Genomic DNA, 22,603 nt, shown 5'->3' with positions numbered 1-22,603 from the left:
ATGGGTGACAGCCCGGGAAACCAAGGCCTACCCCTGATGCTCTTTACTTGAGGGAAACGGCGGACCCGTGGCGAGGGAGCTTGCTCCCGCTGGGTCGCGAAGCGGCCCCAAAACCTGCCACATGCGGAGCATCAGACACACCGCACCAGCCGCTTGACGGCTGCTTCGCAGCCGAGCGGGAGCAAGCTCCCTCGCCACGGGTCTGGCGAAGACCTTATATGAGCAGCAGGTCTACCCCGGTTTTTTGCCGATACGAAGTCGCAATCAGCCTATAAATAAGTACCACCTCGCCTGATCAGGCGCTGCTTAGGGTATCGGTTCGAATTCACGAATTGGAATACCCATGACGACCACCCAATCCAAGGTCCACCTTGACCAGATCGTTGCCGATCTTTATGCGCGACATTTGCCGAACGTTACCCGTGCCGAGTTTCCGCCGATGGCGGAGCAAGCGCTGATCCTCCTGGCTCGACTGGTCGAATTGCTCGCTCCCTTCAACGTGGCCCCGGAGCGCTGGGCCGACCGCCACTTCATTACCGTTCTCGGCACCCAGGCCGCGGTGCGACAGGAGGTTGCCCGGCTGCAAGGTGTCGCGGTGGACGGCGTCGATCCTTTTACCGTGCGCAAAGTCCTTGGCGAATTGAGTCTCGCGGCCTGGGAAGGCTTGGCACCTGAACTGGCATACCCTGTCGAAACACCCCATCCCCCGGCACGAGCCGAATTCAGGCAGGCGCTGATCGAGCAGTTGAAAGCGCACAGCCGGCGACCGTTGAGCGAACACGCCTGGGCTCTGCTGGCCAGCCTCGCTGACGACAGTTCCTTGCGTAGCCAGCAACAAGCCTGGGTCGAGACACTGAGCAAACGGCCTTCGCCAATCCAGCAACTGACCTCCGCGACGGGGTTGCTGGCCCTGCTCCAGGAGGAAATATCCCAAGCCTTTACGCCGCTCGCCAGGCTCGACAGCCTGGAAGACTTCGAGCAAGTGGCAGTGACGGAGCACATTGCCGCTGACGCGCAGCCGCACACTCTGGCGTCAATCATCTACGCCAGTTTCGCCAAGGCCCGGGTCTTCAATACCGACGACTCCTACGAGCTCACCGACAAGCGGCCTGGACAGCTGGCGTTTCGGTTGATCGTCAAAGGGTCGCAGCTCAACGCATTTGCCGCTCGCATCCAGGCCTTCGGCGACGGGCAAGTACTTGAGGGCGATTTCGCCACGCTGGCCGAAGCTTACCGCCAACGCTTTGTGCTACAGGCGCGCCTGGCCTGCGCCGATGGCGTGGTGGGGGCTGGAGATTTCCAGACCTTGCGCGAGGTGTCGCAGATTCGCGGCGCCACGGTCCTCCATGGAGAGGACCTGACAGTCGAGGCCGAGGGGCGAATCCATGTAACGGCCTTGTACATCGAGATGCCTGATGGCAGCCGCCAGCAACTGCATGGCGTGCTGGTAATCGGCACGCGTAGGGAAAGCTCCGTCATGCTGGTTGCCCCTCATCTGGGCATCGAGCCGTTTGCCCACCTGAACGCGCTGCGGGTCGAGCTGGAGCGGCGCTTCAATGACCCTGGTCTCTTCCGGCCCTGGCTGGGTTACATCCAGGCCCGGGAGCGGGCGCAGGTGGGGTTCCATGATCCTGGCGCGACGAAGCTGTGTCGTTATCGCCAACTGAGCGACGATGTATTCGAGCACCTGGCGCAAAGCAATTTCCAGCGGTTGCGCAGTGACCTGGAGCAGGCCTATCGACACGTCCCTGAGACCGGCTCCCTGGATGAGTTGGGCCAACGTATCGACCGGTTATTGACCAGCGAAACCACCTGGTCAACCGAGGCATTGGCGTTACGGACGTTGCGTGCCGCCGAAACGCTTGATCTTGAACGGCTGCTTCAGGCCTGCCATCTGCAAGTCCACCCAGATGTCGCATTGCCACTGCAAGGTCAACCTGAGCCCGTATCGCTGATGCAGGTTTTCCCAGGACAGGTCGCCGACCACCAGGCTGAACCCATCACTGACAATGTTCATGCCGCCAGGCTCGCCGCTTATTTCGGTACGGCTGAGATCGCAAAAATAACCGCCCGCCTTTTCGAGGCCTTGCCTGATCATTTCCCCACGAGCGCCGACGCAGCGCCAAGCCTGGCCAGATGCCTGGCCCGCCGACTCTGGGCTGCACAGGCGAGTCCGGCCGAACTGGCTTGGCCTGATCAGGGCGGGCGCCACAAAGTCTTCCATTTCCAGGCCGGGTTGCTTGACGCGGCCAAACCAGCAACGCCTCACGAAACGCTGGCGATCGCCAATGCACTGTTGCCCCTCGGCGCGGTGATTGACAGTTGTTTCTCCTGCGCCGACTGGATCGACGCCCAACTCGTCACGCAGAATTGGCGCCGCACTGTGGTGCACCGGCACATCGGCGGCGGCACCGCCATGCCGGATGTCGAGGCGCTTTGCACCGTGCTGGAGGCGCCCCGGGCTTTTGACTACAGCCGCGCTTCGCCCGACAAGCTGGCCGAAGAGATCAATCCGCTGCTGGACGCGCTTATCGATTCGCCGGCCTTCGAGCGCTTGCAACAGGCGCTGCTCAAGCCGGCGGGATGGCCGGCCGATACCGACCCCGAGCGGTGCCAGGCGCTCGCGCTCTCGGCCCTCACCGATTACCTGTACCCACCCGAGACACACCGCGCCGGTTATCTGTGCGGCTTCAATCTCTACGACCCAGCCTTGGGGGACCGTACCTGGCAGCAGGTGCTGGACGCGCTGTGGGGGCATCTGCGTAATCATTTCGCCCGGCATTCAGAGTGGGCTGGCAGCCTGGCGGCGGTCATGTTGCTGCGCCGCTATGCTCCGGCGTTTCTGGTCCGAGGGCTGCCTCCCACCCTGTTGTATGGCCATACACAGACGGCCGTGGATTTCCGTCACGCCGTGGCACTGGCCCAGGCAACGGTTCCCGGGCTCGCCTGGCGCAAGCGTTTCACCGATCTCGAAGCCTTGTGGGCGAATGTCCTGACGGAAAGCTTGACGCAAGCTCAGCAAGCCGCCTGTGCGGCGCTGCGCAACGATGCCTCGATCTATTTCGCGATGTGCCGAGGCCAGTTGAATGTCGGTGGCCTCGACGAAGTCGCCGATGACGATGCGCAAAAGGCCATTAAATTTACCCATGCTGATAGCGAGCGGCGGGAGAAAAACCTCAACGCGTTGCTTGAACCGCCGCCGGACCGGAAAGAAATGGCGCGGGCGCAGATGAAAATCGATGCGCCCGGCGTCGATCAGGACAAGCAGCGGTTGACGAGCCTGGAGGAGAAACGCCGGTTCGACAGTATCCTGATTACGTTGAGCAAGTGGATCGGCAGCTGGATCTCCAAGGAGTGGGACGGACCTTATATGTCCAACGTCGAGCGCTACATGACCAATGTGGAGGGCTGTGGCCTGAACGACGAGGAACTCGGCTTTCAGAGCAAGGAGCTCGGTGGTCCGGCATTGTCCGCTCGATTCGAGAAGGCCTATGACCGCTTTGAACAGGCCAGCGACGCCGCTCAGCGCGAGAAGATGATCGACGCCATCCTTGATCTTCCCGCGCATCAGCGCCGGGAGCTGCTGGCTGCCGATCGACTGGTGTCGGTAAGCTTCAAGGATTCCGAAGGCAAGCCAAACAGGCTGGGCCATTTCGGCGTGCTTGCGCTGGGAGACGGCTATGCCTACGAACTGTTCTGCCCCTCCGGCACGGTTCGCAGGGTTGTTCTCGAAATCGGTGCGGACGTTCGAGTCCACCAATATTACGGCTCGACGGTTTATTACCCGGGCAAGGTGCAGGAGGTCTACGACTTCAGCGGACTCCCCGCGCTGGATATGACGGCCTATATCGAAGGTCGCGAGGGCCTTTCCAGGGAACAAGGCGGCAAGCTGACGTATCTGTTCGACAATCCTTATCGGCCTCGCCGTCACCAACAGGTGATACCGGAGCGCCAGGCTGTCGAGGGATTCTGCAAGTTGATGCAGGAGCATCATTTTGGCCAGGTGGTCCGCCAGTTGCGTCCCTTCTACCGGCGGCGCACGCCTTTGGAAGCCGAATACCAACGATGGCATGAAGGGCTTGATTTGCCGCTGAGCTTCATCGTGCCTTTCTACTCGCTTTATCTGGACATCAAGCACGACCGGGTCGGCACCGCCACGGTGCTGTTCGCGGCGTTGGAAGTCATCACGTTCCTGCTGCCGTTCAATGGCGCGTTCAGGAGCGGTTACACGGCATCGGTAACGTTGGGGCGGGTGGTCGCCCGCACTACCAGCCTGGGGGTGTCGAAAGTCGCCTTGCGGCTGGCCAAGACTGGCGTGGCGGGCGCCGCCTTCAGCAAAGTGCTGCTGATCGGAACGCTGGAAGCCTTGAATCCGCTGCCGTGGGGCCTGCTTGCGCTGGTGGGCAGGGCCGGGTGGAAGGGCGTCAGGATGTTGAACGAAACGCTCTGGCGCCTGCGTCAGGTTCATGGGCGGTTGGGCAGCGCTTTCGCCTTGGTAAAGGAACAGGTCCGTTATACCGGGGTGAGGCGTGCAGCCCTTGCCCCGCAAAGACTGCTGGGTCTGCCGGCGGTCACCCGCGGGCCCGTCGAGACGGTAGCGGGGAATTTTCGTGCGGATTTCAGCTGGGGCAATCGCAAGCTGAGTATCGCCCAGCAGATCGACCTGCATGCGCGGGACGTGGATATCAGCGGCGCGGTTTTGCAGGACCACCTGTATCGCCTGGGCGGCGCCGAATACATTTCCATGCAGGGCAACCTGTATCAGGTGCACCGCAGCGCAAATGCGCAACTGCGCATCAGCCGTGGCGAGCACAGCGGTCCGCTGGTGGAATATGCCAAGGCCGAGCAGCAATGGCGCCTGGCTCAGGGCGGGCTGGCTGGCGGGATGCTTCCGGCGGGCGCAGCGCAGCCTCCAATCCCGCGTCTAGTCACCTTGCCCATGGATGGGGTGGAAGGTGCGGCCCCCGATTTTCAAGTGCGCATCGCGGTTCAGGTCATTTATGACGCCGCGGAAGGTGGATGGCGAGAAAGGCGCGGCGGTCAGCTCGGCGCCATGCTCTGGCGCAACGCCGCAGGCGAATGGCAACGCGGTACGCTCATCGAATTCCGCAACCGGCCGGCGCTGCTGGCGCCCCCAGGCAACCTGCGGACCGTCGAGTTGCCTGCACTGCCGGCGATGCCGATGCAGCTCGAACCGGTTCCGGCCGTTATCCACTATCTCTGGTTAGGGCGGGACCCGCTCGGGCGCGATGCCCTGGTCAATATGGCCTTTAACTCCCGCCAGGCTCCGAGCTTCCAAAGTATCTTGCATGTGGATCTGGAGCCCGCTGCACTGCAGCGACTCACCGAGGAGGCGGGCGAGCTGGTGCCCGACCTGGTGATCAGGAACCTGAACGACGAACTATTTTTCCAGAACCTGAGCGGCACCCCTCTGGGCGAGCAATACCGTCATATCACCGGTGCCGCGCTTCCTTATTATCCCGCCGCCTCGCACGTGCTGCGCTATCCATTGCTGAATGCCTATGGTGGTATATACCTGGATGTCGATAGCGCTATCCTGATCTCCATCCCACCGGGGCAGCTCGTCGCCACTGACGACGGGCTGTTGCTGGGCAACTGGGTCCGCAGCGCGTTGGGCCCCGGTTATGAGCCGAGCCATTTTGCCAGTCGCCCGGACAACCGGATCCTGCAGGCGATTTCACTGGAAATGACGCAACGCTATCAAGCCGGGCGGGCCCATTACGACAGCATCGCACCCAGGGGCACCCGCCAGCACTTGCAGGACTTCTACCGCGAGCATTCCAGGCTGACTGGCACCGGATTGTTCAATGATGTGCTCGCACCGACAACGGCGTACCCGCTGCTGCCACAGATGGGCATGGCGGATTCGTTTGGAATATACGACCCGGCATACGGGCGATCGGCTTTCGAAGCGGCCATGCGGCACTTTCCGTTTGCTACGCTGCATCCGATCCAGCCGACCCGGGTGCCGAACTGGCAGCAAGCCTTGTCCCGGTTCGAAGAGCCGCTCCCTGAGGCTAGATTGCTGGAGCACATGCGGGCGCTCCATGTTCCTGGCGATTCCGGTTCTGATGCAGCACTGGCCGCACTGGCCACTCTGCGCGCACAAGGCCGCAGCGCTGAGGCAATTGCCCAGACCTTATCGACAATGGGGTTCCAGCGTGCGCGCATGAACGAAGCACTCGAACGAAGGCAAAGGATGCTGGCTGTCACCTCTCCCGCGCGCATTGAGGAGCACCGGGACCTGCACACAGCGCTGATGGCGCACTGGCAGGCTGATGCCTGGGCAACTGAGCTGAATCTGCCCCCGGCGGTTTTGCAACTCGGCAATGTGCCTGTCGAGTCGCTAGCCGACCTGCCGCCTTGTTTTTATTCGAGCGTGCACGGTTTGCGTTTGGGGCCGGGGGTACGCTGGCTTAACCGGGAACCTCTGAGCAGGTTCAATAACCTTTCCCGCCTGGAAATCGACTGCTCCGATCTCATGGGTTTTTTTGTCCCACCTCCCCAGCACGTCCCGCAATTGTTGCATCTGAGCCTGCTCAACATGCACGACGCCGCCCGTCATCTGAATGCGATTCGACGGATTACCACGTTGCAGATCCTTGACCTGACCGGCGCGAGGGGACTGACATCGCCGGACAATGCGATTTTCGACCTGAGCGACTTCGGGCTGCGCTCGATCATTCTGGACGGCTGCAGGCTTCAGGTTTTCCCGATCGTCGATTTCAGCGCGACCGAGCAGTTGTCCCTGGTCAATAACCGGATCGACGCCATACCTGCGGGATTGCTGGCCAACCCGAGCAGTGCCGCCCGCCACACCGAGGTGAGACTGGAGGGCAATCCCCTGCCGCAACAGGTCCGGGCCAGGGTCCTCTTCGCCAACGGGGAGAACCGTCGCTACCGGTTTTTCATTGACGACAGGCCGTTACCTGGCGAGTTGCGCCGGCAGGTCCAGACCTGGCAGGAGGAGTCGCTACGAATTCGTCAGGTCCTCACCGAGTGGGCGCAGGCGAGCAGCTCCACCACGCCCGTGCCCGATACCGTTCGCGTGGCGCGAGAACGGCTCGGTGCGCGGATGTTCGAGGCCCATCAACGCTACCGCAGCAGCGGCCAGGGCGCGACATTGGCGCTGGAGTTATTGACGGAACTGCCGCCGGACAATCTTCCAGCGCAGGCCTACCAGGCGGTGCACGACCTGGAGATACGGCGGCCTGGTCTTGGTCACCATGAGCTCGGGCAGCTCATCGAACGTTTCCAGGCCGTGCGCAGCCTGATCATCAGCAGCCCGACGAGCCCGATAGCCAGGCTCCCCGAAGCCATTCGCTCGCTCCCCGAACTCATGTGGCTGGAATTGACGAACCTGGGGATTGAAATCGACCAGCCGGCAATCGAGCTGTTCGCCTCGGTCGCCAATCTCATGCACCTCAATCTGGGCGGTAACCGCCTGGGAGCGATCGACAACACAACGGCCCTGGCCAATCGCTTCGGTGCCAACGCGGGCCTCTATCTCAGCCGTATGCATATTGAACAGTTTCCCCGCTGGATAGACGCACACTTGCTATCGAGCCTGGAAGAACTCGACCTGTCCGAAAATCTCCTCACCCACATTCCGGAGGATGTATTCAGCAACGAAGGCAATCATCAGGCGTCCACCGAAGTAGTGCTGGCAGGCAACCCGCTCGATCCCGAGCTTTCCCAGCGATTGCTCGATTCGATGGCCGCGGTGCAGCCGGGTGTCCCTCGCTTTACCTTCGAACTGGATGGCTTGCAGCTCGATCACTTCGCTCAACCGGGACCGATCCCTACGCCCAATGTCGACCCATGGCTCGAAGGACTCGATGAACTCGAAGCGGCACGTCGCCGACAACTATGGCAAGACATCGGGCGGGCAGGCGCTTCGAACCTCATGACCATGATCAATCAACTGCGGCAAACCAACGATTTTTTCCACGCTGCCCGCCGACCTGAACTGATCGGCTCGGTCTGGACGGTCCTTGAACAAGCCGGCAACGACGCGGTGTTGCGCCGCCGATTGAATGATATGGCCGAGGAGGGCGCGCGAATGCGCGCGCAGGGGGAAACCTGTGTGGATGGCTTGCGTGTCGAGTTTGCCCGGATCGAAACCGAGGCCATGGTTCATCAGGCGCTGCCGGCCGGCATGCCGGAAGAGCAACGAGGGGCCTGGTTCTACCAGCGGCTACGGGCCAAGTATCGGGCCGATGCGGTCGAGGTCATTGCCAATCGGCAGGCCATGGGACGTGATGTTGCCGAGGTACGCATGGCTTACCTGATCGGCACGCGCGAGCCCCTCGGCCTTCTTGTCGCGCCTGGAAGCATGGCATTTGCCGGCGCTGCCCGGATCAGGCACGGCGAGCTGTCCAGGGTGGTACAGGTTGTTCTGGAGGAGGAGCGCTTGGGAGGGCTGCTCAACTACGGCCAGCTCCAGCCATTCTGGACCCAGTACCTGCGCGAACGTTACGCCGCTCGTTTCGCTCGCCTCGAAACCGAGTATCGGCAGCGGGTATTGGACATTGATGATGTGTATCCGGCTGACAACCCTGAGCAGCGCGCTGCCCACCTGGAGGAGATGATTCGCGTGCACGAGGCGAACCAGCAACGGCTGATCAGCGAGTTGACCGCCGAGGAGGGCAACGCACTCCATCCGCCTGAGTGAGCCGCCCTATATATATGTACCGCCAAGGCCGCCGGGCGCCTGCACAAACTGAGGCCTCCACAATCATGGAGGTTTCAGATGCCAACCTTGGCTTACCGCTCGTTTATCCGCAGCCGGCTTCCCGCCTGGCTGCTTGAGGCACGTCCTGCCGAACAGGCCAAAATGCGCGAGGCTGCCCTCAGCCTGGCCACGACCGGGTATCGGTTGAACGATGCAATAAAGACTATCCCCTCGATACGCGATTTTGCGTTACCGCGCCTGCAACCGGCGATGGACCGGTTGTTTGGCGCGTCGATTGACTTGGAGTCATCGTTTCTGGTCAGGCCCAATGAACGCAAAAGACACTCGCTGTTTGATTGGGCGCTGTACAACTTCACCCGAGCCGATACCCAGGCGACAGCATTTGCCAGGGGGAGCCACTTTGAGCTTCGTCCCGATAGTGGCTGGGCCTCGCGTACAAAGCCTGGTGAATTCGCGAGGCTGTGCCGCGAACTCGACATCGGCGCTGCTTATCAAACGGAGCTGCAGGGTCAGATGCCTGCATGGCCGAGCAAAACGGTTGATGTGCCGCGTCTTGCAATAAAATACCTCGACTATTATCAGGCACTGCTTCAGCACGATGCGCAACGGGCCCGAATGCAAGGCCTGCTGGACACCGAAGGCGAGCGCATCCTGGCTTACGTCCGTATCCAACTCGATGCCGCCCGTCCCGTGGAAGCCTTGACGACGGTGTACATCAGCGGTCTTGAGTTAAAGCATACGGAGGGCGCGAATCGCCCGGCGGTTTTGCGTGGCGTACGGGTGTTTTGGGCCCGGCACCCTGGCACCGCAGTAGAGACGATACCGTTAGTGGTTCATATTCCCGGCGACCCTGTCGCACCGCTCAAGCAATATTCCAGTTCGCTCGATTTCTCCAAGGACCTGTTCGCACGCCTGACCCGCACGGACGATGCCGCATTTCTGCGCAGCCTTATGCCGTTGCGCGACCGGGGCTGGTTCGACAAGGCTGTGCAGCACAGGGCGAAAGATGAGCAATGGGACTTCAACGCGGGCGGAGTGCCTGACGGTTATTATCACGGCCTTTATCAGAATTGGCGCAGCAGCGTGATGACACGTGCATCGGAGGTCGCGAGGCCGGTGGCTCTTATCGAGCGCAACGCATTGCCAAAGAACGCCGACTGGTGGCTGAACCTTGAAATTGAAGTCATTGCCTTGGTCCTTATCTGTGTGGCTGGCGCCGAGGTGGTGGAATCCGCGGCGGCGGTCCTCGGCATCGGGCAACTCGTCCAGGATGTTTATGAGGGCATCCAGCACCTGAGCGAGGGCCACCTGCGCCAGGCGATTGGGCATCTGTTCGATGCCGCGCTGGACGCCGGCATGGAGGCCGCGGGCGATGTCGCGGCTAACAGCCTGGTGAGCGAGATGTTTCCCGTGCCCTTGGTCAATGACAGTCTACGGCTGTGGCACGGTCTCACCACGGGCTTCATCGCCAAACGCTCACCCCCGGCCGGCTTGGCGCCTGACGAGTTTGGCGTCTGGCGTGCCGCCGGCAGAGCCTGGATCAAGGTCGGTGAACACTTCTACGAGGTCGTTGGCTATGAGCGTTCGCTGCGCCTCAAGTTGCCGGCGAATTATCGTGGAATGGAGCCGGCGCTTGAGTGGAGCCGAGCCAGAGGGTGGCGCTGGGCTTATCAGAGCCCCTTGTGCATGACGGGCTTTCGCCTGCTGCGCGAAGTCGTTCCCGGGTTTCGCTTGTTGCCCGATATAAGCCTGCAACGCGCCCAGTGGTCGACAGGCATCACTGATGAGCAACTGCGTTATGCGGCGCTGAACGACACGCCATTGCCGGGGCAGTTGCTTTACATGGCCCGGCGCTTCGAAGCACGCGAGCAGTTGCTGGAGGCCGAGGTCCGTTTACGCGCCGGCGAGGCTTTGCCAAGTGTGCCGCGGGGCATGGTGCAAATGCTCACGGAACTGCCCGGCTGGCCAGCCCAGCGGGCGTTTCGTTATAGCGGCGAAGCAGGCACCTCCTTCGCCTCGCCAGGAACCGGCGCCGAGCTGCTTCTCGACGTGGCGGATTTCAGAGCCGGTCGTTGGCAGCAGCGGTTGCTCGCACAGCTTGGATCAACCGAAATGCGTGCACTTTTGGGCGAGGGAGCATCAGCACAGGAGCCGACGATCGTCCATCAACGCCTCGCCGACCGACTCGCCGACAGGCTGAAGACCAACGGCTATCCGCTGATCGACGCCTTCGCCGATCTTGACGCGTTTACCGCGCTTGAAACCCGTCCCGGCTCAGCACTGATGCATCGCCTGTTCCCGAGTCTGCCAGGCCCCATGCTCGATTCGCTGTTGGCAAGCGTAACCGGCGAGGAACTGCAAGGGCTGCTGGCCGGCCGGGTGTCGAACAGCCTCGCCAGGCGAACGGTCGAGGCCCTGCGGGAGCTGCGAATCTGTCGTGCGCTGGAGTTCATGCTGGCCTCCGAAGCGAGTAATGACCGCGACCGGCTGGTCATGGCCTTGCTCGGCCCCGAACTGCATAACATGGACGGAGAGGTACAAGTCCAGCTCATTCTTGACAAGGGATTTATCGGTGGTCCACTGAGGGTGGGCAAGCGGGGACCGCTCAAGACTATCCGCCGCTCCGGAGCGCATTACCAGTTATTTGACGAGACGGGCAAGGCACTCACCGCGCTGACCAACCTTGAAATCGCCCTGTCGCGCATATTGTTCGATAACCAACCCAACCCCATGGAGCTGGCTAATAAAAGGCAAGGTGACCTGCGTGCTCGCCTATTCGAGCGCGCATTGAACTCCCGTGCGTCGTTGCGCCTGCACCTGGGCATGCTCGCGCTGACACCGCCGAAGCTGCGGTTACTGGGCGGCTATCCAATGATCGACCGTTCGGCGCTGGTATCGGCGCGCCGCACGCTGGACGAACGCCTCTGGAGCTTGTACCCCGACCAAGACATCAGCGCCGCCGTAAAGGCTGAATTGCAGGCGCGTAGCATCAGTAGCGGCAGGGCCATCGAGTTGTTGGTAAGTGACAAGGAGATTGAATGGAGCCGGCTCGACTTGAGCCTGCGCAATTGGGAGACGGCAGCGGGCAAGCATCATGAAATTGAACACGACAACCCGGCTGTTCGATTGGAAGCACGTCAGCATTTTGGCAAGGAGTTGCGTAAATGTTGGCGGCGTGAAAGGACATCCACCTTGGTTGAAGAAGGTGAAGTGCGGGAAGTCTTCTCCTTGGCGGTGGAGGGCGATACGGTCGGGGTGCTGCCGAGCATCGACGCTGATTTCAGCCACGTCGAGCTGCTGATATTGCGTGATATGGGGCTGACGCCAGACCCTTCGCACTTTCTGCATCTGTTCCCTCGCGTAGCGGCTCTCTGGCTCAGTGAAAATCGTCTGACCCGTTGCCCGCCGGCAATTGCGCAGATGCCGCGGTTGCGACTGTTGCACCTGGGCCGCAACCCGATCGTATTTGATGACCAGACGTTTACCCCACTGCTCGCGGCGGGGGCGGGCTCTGAACTCCAACATATGGATTTGTCAGGAATCGATACCTCGATGGACGCCGAGGGGCCCGGCGGCGTCTCTGCCATTGAGGCGCTGGGCCGGTTACCCAGGCTGGAGGAGTTGGTGTGGCTGGACAATGACGGGTTCGCGCCAGCGCAACTCCAGGCCATCGGGCGCTTGATTCGATTGCAGTTGCTCGACCTGACGAATTGCCGACTGCGCCTGGACGCGCAAAGTGCTGCTTTTGTGGCCCAGTTGGCCAATCTGCGGCGCCTGAACTTGGGCGGAAATATCATCAGCGAACTGCCGGACCTGACAGGACTATCCCAGCTGACCGACCTGGATCTTTCCTTGGCACGGATCGAGAGCGTTCCCCTGGCCGTCATCGCGCTGCTGCGACGCGATCCCTTGGGGCTGCTCGCCGTTGACCTGTCGGGCAATCGCATTACCAGTGTTGAAGCCCTGTTGCCGACGCTGGCGCGCCCGCTTGGGGAGGGCGAGAGGATGGTTGTGGCCTTGGATGACAATCCTCTGCCGGCAGAGCAGATCGAGCGTCTGCGCGGCACCGGGCAAAGCTTCGCCTATAGCCGGGACATCTGGATGGGTAATGAAACGGTGCAACGCCGGTTTGAAGCCCTGCGCCAGAATCCTGCCGATGGACGATTCCTGGATTGGCTCAGCGATGCGGTGAAGCAGAGTGAGGGATACGATTTCGGTCCCGATCTCGATAGCGGGAGGGATCGCGCCCTGGCCATTGCCGGGCGCTTTTTCCAGCTGGACGCAGAGACGGCGCAGCTGGCAGGGCTTGTTCCCGATTTCGATGAACGTTTTGATGCGTTTCGAAAGCGCATTTGCCAGCGTTTGCAGCATCTGCCCCTGTCCATCCTGGATGAGGCGATGCCGCCGATCCTGGACGAGCTGGAAACGCACCTCGCGATCTTCCTGAGCTGGTGCCGCGCAATGGCTCAGCCCCAACAGCCACCCTTCGCCTCGTTCATTCATGATCTCTTCGGTGCCTGGCAGCAATACCTGAGTGATGTGCAAAGATGGGATGACGTGCGTATCGCCAATGACGCTACTCGAGAGCGCTTCGTCCAGCGCCTGCTCGAAACCCAGGGGGCATTCTCGACATGGGAAAACCCGCAGTACGGTGACCTTTACTGGTTCCCTTACCTTAGGGAAATGTCGGCGCGTTGGGCCGACTTCCAGACACAGTGGGATGAGCTCGGCGAAACCTTGACCGAGGCTTCCAGCACGCCGGTCGACACGTCCAACTGGCCGCAGGTGCTGCGCGACTATCTGCTTGCTCCTCCCCAAGCGCTACCTGGCCCGGCGCTGGAAGCGGCATCGGACGTGGTCTGGGGCAACGCCGCCGTCCAGCTCAACGAAGACCAGTATCGACGGGCATGGGCGATATTTCGTGCGGTGAAGGCCAGCGAGGCCGAACGTGTCGCCATGCAGGCTACCGAGGAACTGGTGGGGCCTTGGTGGGTAGGCCGGGGCGTGCCATAGGTCTTCGGGAAGGCCGGCGGTGGTCGGCCTTCCGGGGGCGGCTCGGTTTGTTGCGGGTTGTGATGGGGCGGCAAGGTGTGGCGAGGGCTTGGCTTGGGTGTGTTTGGAGGGAGTTGAACGTGACTTGGTACCTGTCAACTCTGACAGTATCGCGGTAAAAAAAAAACCCGTTTACTTCGCTCACGGTTCTTCTGGCCTCGCAGAACGACGGGATGCATTTGGTACTGCCAGGTAATGATCGAGCTGCTGGCGGATTTGATGGTCATCGGTGTGCCCATGGCCGACACGGTGCAAAAGGAGTGAAGCAGTATGGCAAGTTCAAAGTCTGCAAACGGGCTCCCGCCGGCGGCTGCTCCCTTCCCGCGAATCTGTAGCCCAGGGAGTCTGCGCGCAGATCGCTCCAGCGTGACGACAGCGCTCCTGACCTGGGATGAACCCTATGCTACGTGCCCCCTCTGTCCTGATGCGGTGGGTTATGAAGTCTCTGGCCAGGACTTTGCGACGATCAATGTCGTAAGGCCGCCTTGCGAGATCAGTGGGCTCAGCCTGGACGAGGAGTACCTGATCTACGTGCGTGCGAGAGCTGCCGGCGAGAATGTTTCAGGCCCCAGTCCTGTCCGACTGCGCAAACTGCCACCCCCCGGCAAGCCGCGGAATTTTGAGCTGAAGGATCTGACCTACTCATCGGTACAGATGACGTGGACTGCATCAGCAGGCGCAAGTACAGGCATTGGCGGAAAGATTCTCTACAAGGTCTACCTCAATGACGCCGTTGTCGTGCAAACCGATTTGCTCGAATGCACGCTTTTGCATCTACGTAACCATACCAATTATCGCGTCGAGGTTCGTGCGGGCTATGAGCATAGCCAATCCGAGTCGGAGTCCGCCTCAGCGACATTCAGAACCCTGTTGCGTCCGCCGATATTGAGCTTCAGACAACGTAACGGAATCGGCAAACTGAGCTGGGCCCCGAACTACTGGGCTCTTCCTGCTCACGAGGGAACCGTCAATGGCCATGGGTTCACCAGGGATATCCTGGCCTTGAGTTACAAATTCAGGGTTGCGGAGAGGTCGTCCGGCCCTCCGTATCGTTTCGATTTCCAGGTTCGCGCCAAGGCTGACGGTGTGTATTCTGAGTTCAGCAAGTTGCAAGCCACGGTGGATGAAATCATACCGCCAAGCCAGCCCGGTACTCCGACGGTCAATGCCATAGGCGATACTTCAGTGACGCTGTCCTGGGCACCCTCGGCACAACAAGGCGGTGACCGGCTACAGGCTCATCCGCTGGGGCGGGGGCGAACTGTGGGGCTCCACTGTGGTTACGGACGCCAGATGCACTTATACCGACTTGAATAGCGGTTCACGCTACCTCTTCGTCGTGCGTGCGCAGGATGCGGCGGGAAATGAATCCATTCCCAGTGAGGTCATGTTCAAGACCACCGGGTCATCTTCTCCGGAACCTCTGGCGCCCCGTGTCACTTACACCCCCCAGACGTCGACTTCCGTCCTGTTGGAATGGACGTTCGAGGCTGAGGGAATGGCAGCGGCCGGGGCAAGAATCACCATCAACGGCGATTACCACAGCGATGTATTCGTTCCGAAGCAATCCTTGCTTCTGGAAGGGCTGGTGGTGGAGAGCGAATACACCATTACGGTCATTGCCTACACAACCCTGGCAGTAAGAATCTCCGAGGCTGCCACATTTATCTACGTGCCCAAGGACCTTACTCCGCCCAGCGTGCCACGTTTTTTGACCATAACGGACGATATCGTTTACTCCGAGGCTGCCACATCAACCGACGCGCCCAAAGGCCTCACTCCGACCAGCGTGTCAAGCGATCTGCGCGCATCCGAGAATGGCCTTTATTCGGTCACCTTGGAGTGGGAGCCATCCACCGATGATATCGGTATGCATGGTTACGTCATCTACAATAATCATGAGTATTGCGACGACACCCCGCTTACCCAATACACTGCCACTCATCTATATGCCGGTCTGCACCTGTTTCACGTGCGCGCGTTGGATATCCATGGTAACGCCTCTGAACCGGCGGTCAGACTTGTCAAGGTACAAGGGGATGATGCTCCGGGCATACCCATAATCACTGATTTAACCGACACGTCGGTTACGCTTGCATGGGCTCCGTCACGTGACGGGGTTTCCTATAGGACCGTCCGGTGGGGCAACGGTATGGTCGAGCGGGTTGTTGCGGACACGCAATGCACCTACACGGAACTCAGCACAGGTAGCCGCTACCTCTTCGTCGTACGGGCCGAGGATGCGGCAGGTAACAGATCAATTCCCCGTGAAGTCATGTTCAAAACCAAAGGGCCGGCGTCGGGTCAGGAGATCCCCGCGCCCCGAGTCACTCTGAACCCGCAGACTTCCAGTTCTGCCCTGCTGCAATGGGAATATGAGACGGGGGACACGGTAGGTATGAGGATTACGGTAAATGGTGAGTACCACAGTGATGTCTCAAGGCCGCTGAAAACAAAGATGCTGAAAAATCTGCTTCCTGGTGTCAGCAACACTATTACCGTGATGGCCTACACAATATTGGCTGGGGATCTTTCCGAGCCTACGGTATTAGTCCATACACCTCAGCTATCAACCGACTATTCTCCTGAAAGTTTGCGTGTAACTGCTTCAGCTCCTGGTTCGGTTACTTTGGTCTGGGATGAACTGGAGGGGGGCTCCGAATCGCGTGGCTATCTTCTTTACAATAATCAAAAACATGTCGGTAGTACGTTGGGGGCTCGGTACACGGTCGGTGGTTTGAGCCCCGGTTTGCATTCATTTTCGCTACGTTCATTGGATCTGGACGGGAATATTGCCGAGCTGACGACGATAGGCATTAATGTGACAGAGTAGGAAAGACCATCAACGTTCACAGTCGTCCGGCAAATGCAGGGGCCAGGCTGGCGTTAGTAGTTGCCCAACCCATTCACCCGCGCAAACTCCACCAGCCCACCGTCATGCTCGAGCCCCAGCTTGTCCATGGCGGTGCGCTTTTGCCGGCTGATGGTTTTCTCGCTGCGGTTGAGTTGCGCTGCAATTGTTCTGCCCGACAAGCCCCGGACAAACAAGCGCACCACCTCCAATTCCCGGTTGGATAGCTTGGCTGACGCGCCGCTGGATGCTGTATCTGGCGAGGGTTGGGCCTCAAGAATGCCCTTGAACGCAGGGCATACATGCCGGTGCCCTCTAGTGATTGCCAAGGCCGCTTGCTTGAGATTGCCCAGAGGGCTGCGCTTGTCGAACAACCCATTTACGCCGGCGTTGAGCAACGCTCTGAGCACCGAGGGGTTGCGCAACATGGTGATCACCATCAAGGGGCAGTGGCGATAGTGTCGCTTGAGATAACCCATCAAGGTCAGGCCGTCGGGAAAGCGGCAGTCGGGCATCGAGTAGTCAGTGATCACCAGGTCGCATGGCGTGCGCTTCAGGTGTTCGATCAGTTCATCGGCGTTGTGGGCCTTGGCGACTATTGAAAAGGCCGGGTTCGACAGCGCCATTTCCATGCCCATGAGTACCACGGGGTGATCGTCGGCTAGGATGATACGCAACGATTGATCAACCGGAGGCCTGTTGGCCATGGGTGCATTGCCCCACGCTTCGGGGCTGGCCGTGTTGCAACTTGAATACGGGGCATTCAGGGGCATTGTTACCTCGACAGGGTTACTTCACATCCATACCGCCGTCGAGACACCGCATCAGATCAAGCCTTGCTCCCGGGCAATTTTCCCAGCGAGATGTCGCGAGCTGACGCCGAATTTCCGGCGGATGTTATTGAAGTGGTAATTGACGTTGGCTTCGCTGCAGTCGACGATCCTGGCGATTTCCCAGGAAGATTTGCCGATCTCGCTCCATTGCAGGAATTCTTTCTCCCGGTTCGTCAGGCGCACGGCTTGGGCTTCGTTGCTTTCTGCGCCGCGCAGGTGGGTAGAGCCTGCTGGCGAACGACTTGAAACAGTGCTGGCTTGGTACATGATTGAATCTCCCATTCATCATCATTGATGGCGTGGGCGCGTGCAGTCCTGGTGTTGCTTGCACGGCGCCCCCCAGGCCTTGGTAGGGCTGGGATATCTCCTTATATCGGGATTCAATCCCGGCGGAACCTGTCAGGATTGACAGGTGCGGACTTTAAGCAGGTCTTGGGGAAAAGGCTGTCAGGACAAGGCCACGCACCTCGTAGGACATATCGCTGCGACTTGCTTGCCGTCCTACGCGGGGTCGGAAACTTCCTGAATAAACTTGTGTTAAATCAATTACGGGTATATACACGCACCATGCTTGCCTCTCAATGTTTGTGCATCAACCTGCGTCGTGCCGCCCGTGGCGTCAGCAGGTATTACGACGGCGCCCTCGACGGCTTCGGGATCAACGTTGCCCAGTATTCTCTGCTGAACAACCTGGCGCGCCTGGATCAGCCGAGCATTTCTTCCCTGGCCGAGGCCATGGGCCTGGACCGCAGCACGCTGGGGCGCAACTTGCGGGTGCTGGAAGGCGAGGGCCTGGTGAAGCTGGCCGAGGGCGAGGATCTGCGTAACCGTATCGTCGAGCTCACCGAGGCCGGACGTGCCCGACTGGCGGCGGCGCAGCCGGCCTGGGAAACGGCGCAACAGAAACTGATCGACAAGCTGGGCGCGGAAAAGCGTGCGACCCTGTTGGCCTTGCTGGATGAACTGGCGTGATGCCGGTTCGTCCGCTGATAAGTGGGTATATACCCGCGACCGGAGAACAATAATGACATCGATGTGGCGTACCTGTGGTTGGGTCCTGGTGGGCAGCGCGCTGATCCTGGCGTTATCGCTGGGTGTGCGACATGGCTTTGGCCTGTTTTTGGCGCCGATGAGCGCGGATTTCGGCTGGGGCCGCGAGGTGTTTGCCTTCGCGATTGCCTTGCAGAACCTGATCTGGGGCCTGGCGCAGCCGTTCACCGGTGCGCTGGCCGATCGCTTCGGCGCGGCGAAAGTGGTGCTGATCGGTGGCATTCTCTACGCCGTCGGGCTGCTCCTGATGGGCTTGGCCGACTCGCCTTGGTCGCTGTCGTTGAGCGCCGGCCTGTTGATCGGCATCGGCCTGTCCGGCACCTCGTTCTCGGTGATCCTCGGCGTGGTCGGGCGGGCCGTGCCAGCGGAAAAGCGCAGCATGGGCATGGGCATCGCCAGCGCCGCCGGCTCCTTCGGCCAGTTCGCCATGCTGCCGGGCACGCTGGGCCTGATCGGCTGGCTCGGCTGGTCCGCCGCGCTGCTGGCGCTGGGCTTGTTGGTGGCGCTGATCGTGCCTCTGGTGAGCATGCTCAAGGACGCGCCGGCGCCGCTGTCCGGGCATGAGCAGACGCTGTCCGAAGCGTTGCGCGAGGCCTGCAGTCATTCAGGGTTCTGGCTGCTGGCCGTGGGCTTTTTTGTCTGTGGTTTCCAGGTGGTGTTCATCGGTGTGCACCTGCCGGCCTACCTGGTCGATCAGCATTTGCCGGCCAGTGTCGGCACAACGGTGCTGGCGCTGGTCGGGCTGTTCAATATCTTCGGTACCTACACGGCCGGCTGGCTGGGTGGACGCATGTCCAAGCCGCGGCTGCTGACCGCGTTGTATCTGGCGCGGGCGGTGGTGATCGGCCTGTTCCTCTGGCTCCCCGTGACCACAACGACGGCCTATGTCTTCGGCATGGCGATGGGCTTTTTGTGGCTGTCGACGGTGCCGTTGACCAACGGTACGGTTGCGACGCTGTTTGGTGTGCGAAACCTCTCGATGCTTGGTGGGATGGTGTTTCTGTTCCACCAGTTGGGCTCGTTCCTGGGTGGCTGGCTGGGCGGGGTGGTGTACGACCGCACCGGCAGCTATGACCTGATCTGGCAAGTGTCGATCCTGCTCAGCCTGTTGGCGGCGGCATTGAACTGGCCGGTGCGCGAGCGTCCGGTGGCGCGGCTGCAAGCACAGGCCGGTGCCACATGAGTCGCGTCGGTCCGTGGTTGGTCGCGGCCGGCGCCGCGCTGTTGCTGGCCTTCGCCTGGTGGGGCTGGCACCAGGGCGGGTTGGCGTTGATGCAATTGGGCATGGGTAACTGCTGAATAATGGACGGCGTCGGGCGGGCGGAGTAACGTCCTGGTCTGACAGGCTTTCAAGGAAAATCCGACATGCTGATGCGCTGGCTTGCTGTTCCCACCCTGTTGCTGGCTGCGGCCGGGCAAGTTTGGGCGGCTGATTGCCCGCCGCTGCTGGAGGGCTCGCTGCCCAAGCTGCGGGCCAAGGAAACCATCGACCTGTGCCAGCGCTTCGCTGGCAAGCCCCTGGTGGTGGTCAACACTGCGAGCTTCTGTGGTTTTGCACCGCAGTTCAAAGGCCTCGAAGCGTTGAACCAGCGCTACAAGAGCGAAGGGCTGGAAGTGCTGGGCGTACCCTCCGACGATTTCAAGCAGGAGTCCAAGGATGGCGCGGAGACGGCCAAGGTCTGCTACGTCAACTACGGCGTGACCTTCACCATGACCGAGCCGCAGCCAGTGCGCGGCGCGGACGCGATCCCCTTGTTCAGGCACCTGGCCGAACAGTCCAGCGCGCCGAAATGGAATTTCTACAAGTACGTTGTAGATCGCCAGGGCAGGGTGGTCGGCAGTTTTTCCAGCCGGATCAAACCTGACGACCCGGACTTCATCAAGGCAGTGGAAACGGCCATCGCTTCGAAACCCTGACCGCCAGCCACGAAAAAGCCCCGCCTCTTTGCAGAGCACGGGGCTTTTTTTTTCGCTTCAGCTGGCGAAGTGTTCAGCTTCGCCGTGAATCATCAGAAGCGGTAGGTTGCACCCACACCAAAACCGTTGGCGCTGTTTTCGTATTCAGCGTTGTAGGCCTGACCCAAGGCGTTGCTGCGGTTGACGTTGACTTTTTCTTCCTTGAGGTAGGAATAGGCCACGTCAATGGTCAGGTCGTCGGTCGGGCTCCAACCGGCACCCAGGCTGAAGATGGTCCGGTCGCCGGTAGGGATGCGTGGCGAGCGGTCTTCGTTGTTGGCAGGCGACTGGTCGAAGGTCAGGCCGGTGCGCAGTACCCACTGTTTGTTCAACTGATAGGACGTACCGATGGCGTAGGCCCAGGTGTCGTGCCAGTTCTGTTCTTCGGTGATGGTGCCGAAGAGGGCTGGGTTCAGGGCACCGCCGCCGGTCAGGTCGTTATCTACGGTGATGTCCTTCAGGCGGCTCCAGCGGGTCCAGGTGCTGCCTGCATAGACGGTCCAGGCGTCATTGATTTCCTGGGTAACCGAGAAGTCCACCGATTCAGGCGTGGTGATGTCCAGCGAAGCGTCATAACGTGCACGGCTCAACAGGAAGCCAGGCGTACCGGCACCCGGGCTCACTTCGGTGTGGCCTTCGAGCTTGTACTTGACCTTGGAGTGGTAGGTCAGGCCGACACGGGTGCTGTCGGTAGCCTGGACCATCAAGCCGATGTTGTAGCCGTAGCCGATGTCATCGCCCTTGATCTTGACGTTGCCGTCGTTAGGCGAGAACGGTGTGGTCAGTGCCGATTCCAGCGAGCCGGAGATACGGTTGATGGTCGGGCCGAAACCGATCGACACCTTGTCGTTGAAGGCATAGCTGATGGTTGGCTGGAAGGTCACGACCTTCACTTCGCTCTTGCTGCCGAAGTTGCGGCCCTGGAAGCTGTTTTCATAATCGGTGATCAGGCCGAACGGGGCGTAGACACCCAGGCCGAATGCCCATTTATCATCGATAGGCTTGACGTAATAGCCCATCGGAACGCCGGTGAACGGAACCATGTCGCCATCGTTGGTGCCGGAGCGGGTACCGCTGGCATCGTTGATATCGGTGGACGCGTCGATCACGGCGAAGCCGCCGGTCACTTGCTCGCGCTTGAGGCGCGACATACCGGCAGGGTTGCCGAACACGGTGCTTGCATCATCAGCAGAAGAAGAACGACCCGCGAAGCCAGTGCCCATGCCACTGATGCTTTGTTCGTTCAGGGCAAAACCACTGGCAAAAAGTTGGGTGGATGCCAAGGTAACGGCAAGGCCAAGGGTGGTTTTGAGCATCATTTTTTTCATTGTTAGAACTCCAGGTGATCACCGACGCGAAAATTACCAACATTTTCCTTCAAGCGCTATAGCTTGTATGGCTTGATTTAGAGGGGTTTTGTAGGACAATCTGACCAAATTCACTGAAGTTGTAGGAACTTTCTGATTTTCCATTCAGCAAGCGACCTGATTCAGTGGGGAAACACAGTTTTGCCAGGCACAGGTGAAATCTCGCAGGCGTCCCTGGGGGTGAAAAGTCTGTCGCCAGATCCGCGCCATGCCCAACAGGTCGCCGGCCTCGGGCAGCGGTGTGGCCTGTTCCTCCACCAGCAGCCAGGCGATGGCCGTGGCGTAGCGCAGGTTGACGGTCAGTTCCAGATGGGGACCGCTCAGGAACGCATGCTGGCTCGCCAGGCCGCGTACCAGGCTGGCCCGCTCCGGGTCCAGCGCCAGGTAGTCGTCCCATAAGGCTCGGTGGCGAGGTTCGGTGATGCGGTACAAGCCGTGCCCGCGCCGATCGTGCAACGCCGCGCCAAGCCCGGACTGGCTGGCGGCGATGCCCAGCAGCAAGGTCTCCGCCGTCGTGCTGTGACTCCCCAGGTAGAGGAGCGTCGGACGGATCACGTATCGACACAGTTCGCTGGCAGCGATACCCATAAAACCCTCGAGACGGGAAAAGGGGCGAAGCCTGAAGATGTGGGGCTTGGCAGCAGTGGATCGGTTCAGGCTCCGCCGGAAGCGGATCAGGCCGCTTGACTTGAAGTGTAGTGTCATATCCCTGCTGTAAAGGACTGTTTTTAAACCATCTTCATCGAACGGTTATGGCCGTTATAGCGCTTTGTACTTA

General features: G+C 60.6%; 11 protein-coding genes. 7 read left to right on the top strand and 4 right to left on the bottom strand.

Annotation, left to right across the window (positions count from 1 at the left end; translation table 11 throughout):
• Nucleotides 1-343 precede the first annotated feature (343 nt).
• The 4 genes from M1E16_RS20400 to M1E16_RS20385 all read left to right on the top strand — a co-directional run bounded on the left by M1E16_RS20400 (nt 344) and on the right by M1E16_RS20385 (nt 16,601).
• On the top strand, nt 344-8,695 hold the full coding sequence (locus tag M1E16_RS20400; RefSeq protein ID WP_458128233.1) for an NEL-type E3 ubiquitin ligase domain-containing protein: 8,352 nt from the start codon (nt 344-346) through the stop codon (nt 8,693-8,695).
• A 78-nt stretch (nt 8,696-8,773) separates the two neighbouring features.
• Nucleotides 8,774-13,729 (top strand): dermonecrotic toxin domain-containing protein, encoded by a 4,956-nt coding sequence (locus M1E16_RS20395; protein WP_458128232.1) that lies wholly within the window; start codon nt 8,774-8,776, stop codon nt 13,727-13,729.
• 405 nt (nt 13,730-14,134) lie between these two features.
• Nucleotides 14,135-15,085, top strand: a complete 951-nt coding sequence (locus M1E16_RS20390) for a fibronectin type III domain-containing protein (RefSeq protein WP_458128231.1) — start codon at nt 14,135-14,137, stop codon at nt 15,083-15,085.
• A 70-nt stretch (nt 15,086-15,155) separates the two neighbouring features.
• Nucleotides 15,156-16,601, top strand: a complete 1,446-nt coding sequence (locus M1E16_RS20385) for a fibronectin type III domain-containing protein (RefSeq protein WP_458128230.1) — start codon at nt 15,156-15,158, stop codon at nt 16,599-16,601.
• A gap of 53 nt (nt 16,602-16,654) precedes the next feature.
• Here M1E16_RS20385 and M1E16_RS20380 read toward each other — a convergent pair whose 3' ends face one another.
• Nucleotides 16,655-17,392, bottom strand: a complete 738-nt coding sequence (locus tag M1E16_RS20380) for a response regulator (protein ID WP_458128229.1) — start codon at nt 17,390-17,392, stop codon at nt 16,655-16,657.
• 51 nt (nt 17,393-17,443) lie between these two features.
• A complete protein-coding gene (locus M1E16_RS20375) occupies nt 17,444-17,719 on the bottom strand; it encodes a response regulator transcription factor (RefSeq protein WP_434601540.1) in 276 nt (91 codons plus the stop codon).
• A gap of 300 nt (nt 17,720-18,019) precedes the next feature.
• Between M1E16_RS20375 and M1E16_RS20370 the strand changes: the two genes are divergently transcribed.
• The 3 genes from M1E16_RS20370 (at nt 18,020) to M1E16_RS20360 (ending at nt 20,419) form a co-directional block, all read left to right on the top strand.
• A complete protein-coding gene (locus M1E16_RS20370) occupies nt 18,020-18,424 on the top strand; it encodes a MarR family winged helix-turn-helix transcriptional regulator (protein WP_434601539.1) in 405 nt (134 codons plus the stop codon).
• Between the two features lie 52 nt (nt 18,425-18,476).
• Complete coding sequence (locus M1E16_RS20365) at nt 18,477-19,685, top strand: MFS transporter (RefSeq protein WP_458128228.1); 1,209 nt, start codon at nt 18,477-18,479, stop codon at nt 19,683-19,685.
• A gap of 182 nt (nt 19,686-19,867) precedes the next feature.
• Nucleotides 19,868-20,419 carry a glutathione peroxidase gene (locus tag M1E16_RS20360; RefSeq protein ID WP_458128227.1) on the top strand — a complete coding sequence of 184 codons (552 nt, stop codon included), beginning with the start codon at nt 19,868-19,870 and terminating at the stop codon, nt 20,417-20,419.
• A 92-nt stretch (nt 20,420-20,511) separates the two neighbouring features.
• Here the strand turns inward: M1E16_RS20360 and M1E16_RS20355 are convergent, their stop codons facing one another.
• Both M1E16_RS20355 and M1E16_RS20350 read right to left on the bottom strand, forming a co-directional pair.
• Nucleotides 20,512-21,786: an OmpP1/FadL family transporter gene (locus M1E16_RS20355; RefSeq protein WP_305499461.1), complete on the bottom strand. Its 1,275-nt coding sequence runs from the start codon at nt 21,784-21,786 to the stop codon at nt 20,512-20,514.
• A gap of 144 nt (nt 21,787-21,930) precedes the next feature.
• Nucleotides 21,931-22,413: a hypothetical protein gene (locus tag M1E16_RS20350; protein WP_305499463.1), complete on the bottom strand. Its 483-nt coding sequence runs from the start codon at nt 22,411-22,413 to the stop codon at nt 21,931-21,933.
• Nucleotides 22,414-22,603: the final 190 nt, after the last annotated feature.

It is taken from the genome of Pseudomonas sp. Z2-11, assembly GCF_054161305.1.
This window is presented reverse-complemented; position numbering and strand designations above follow the sequence as displayed.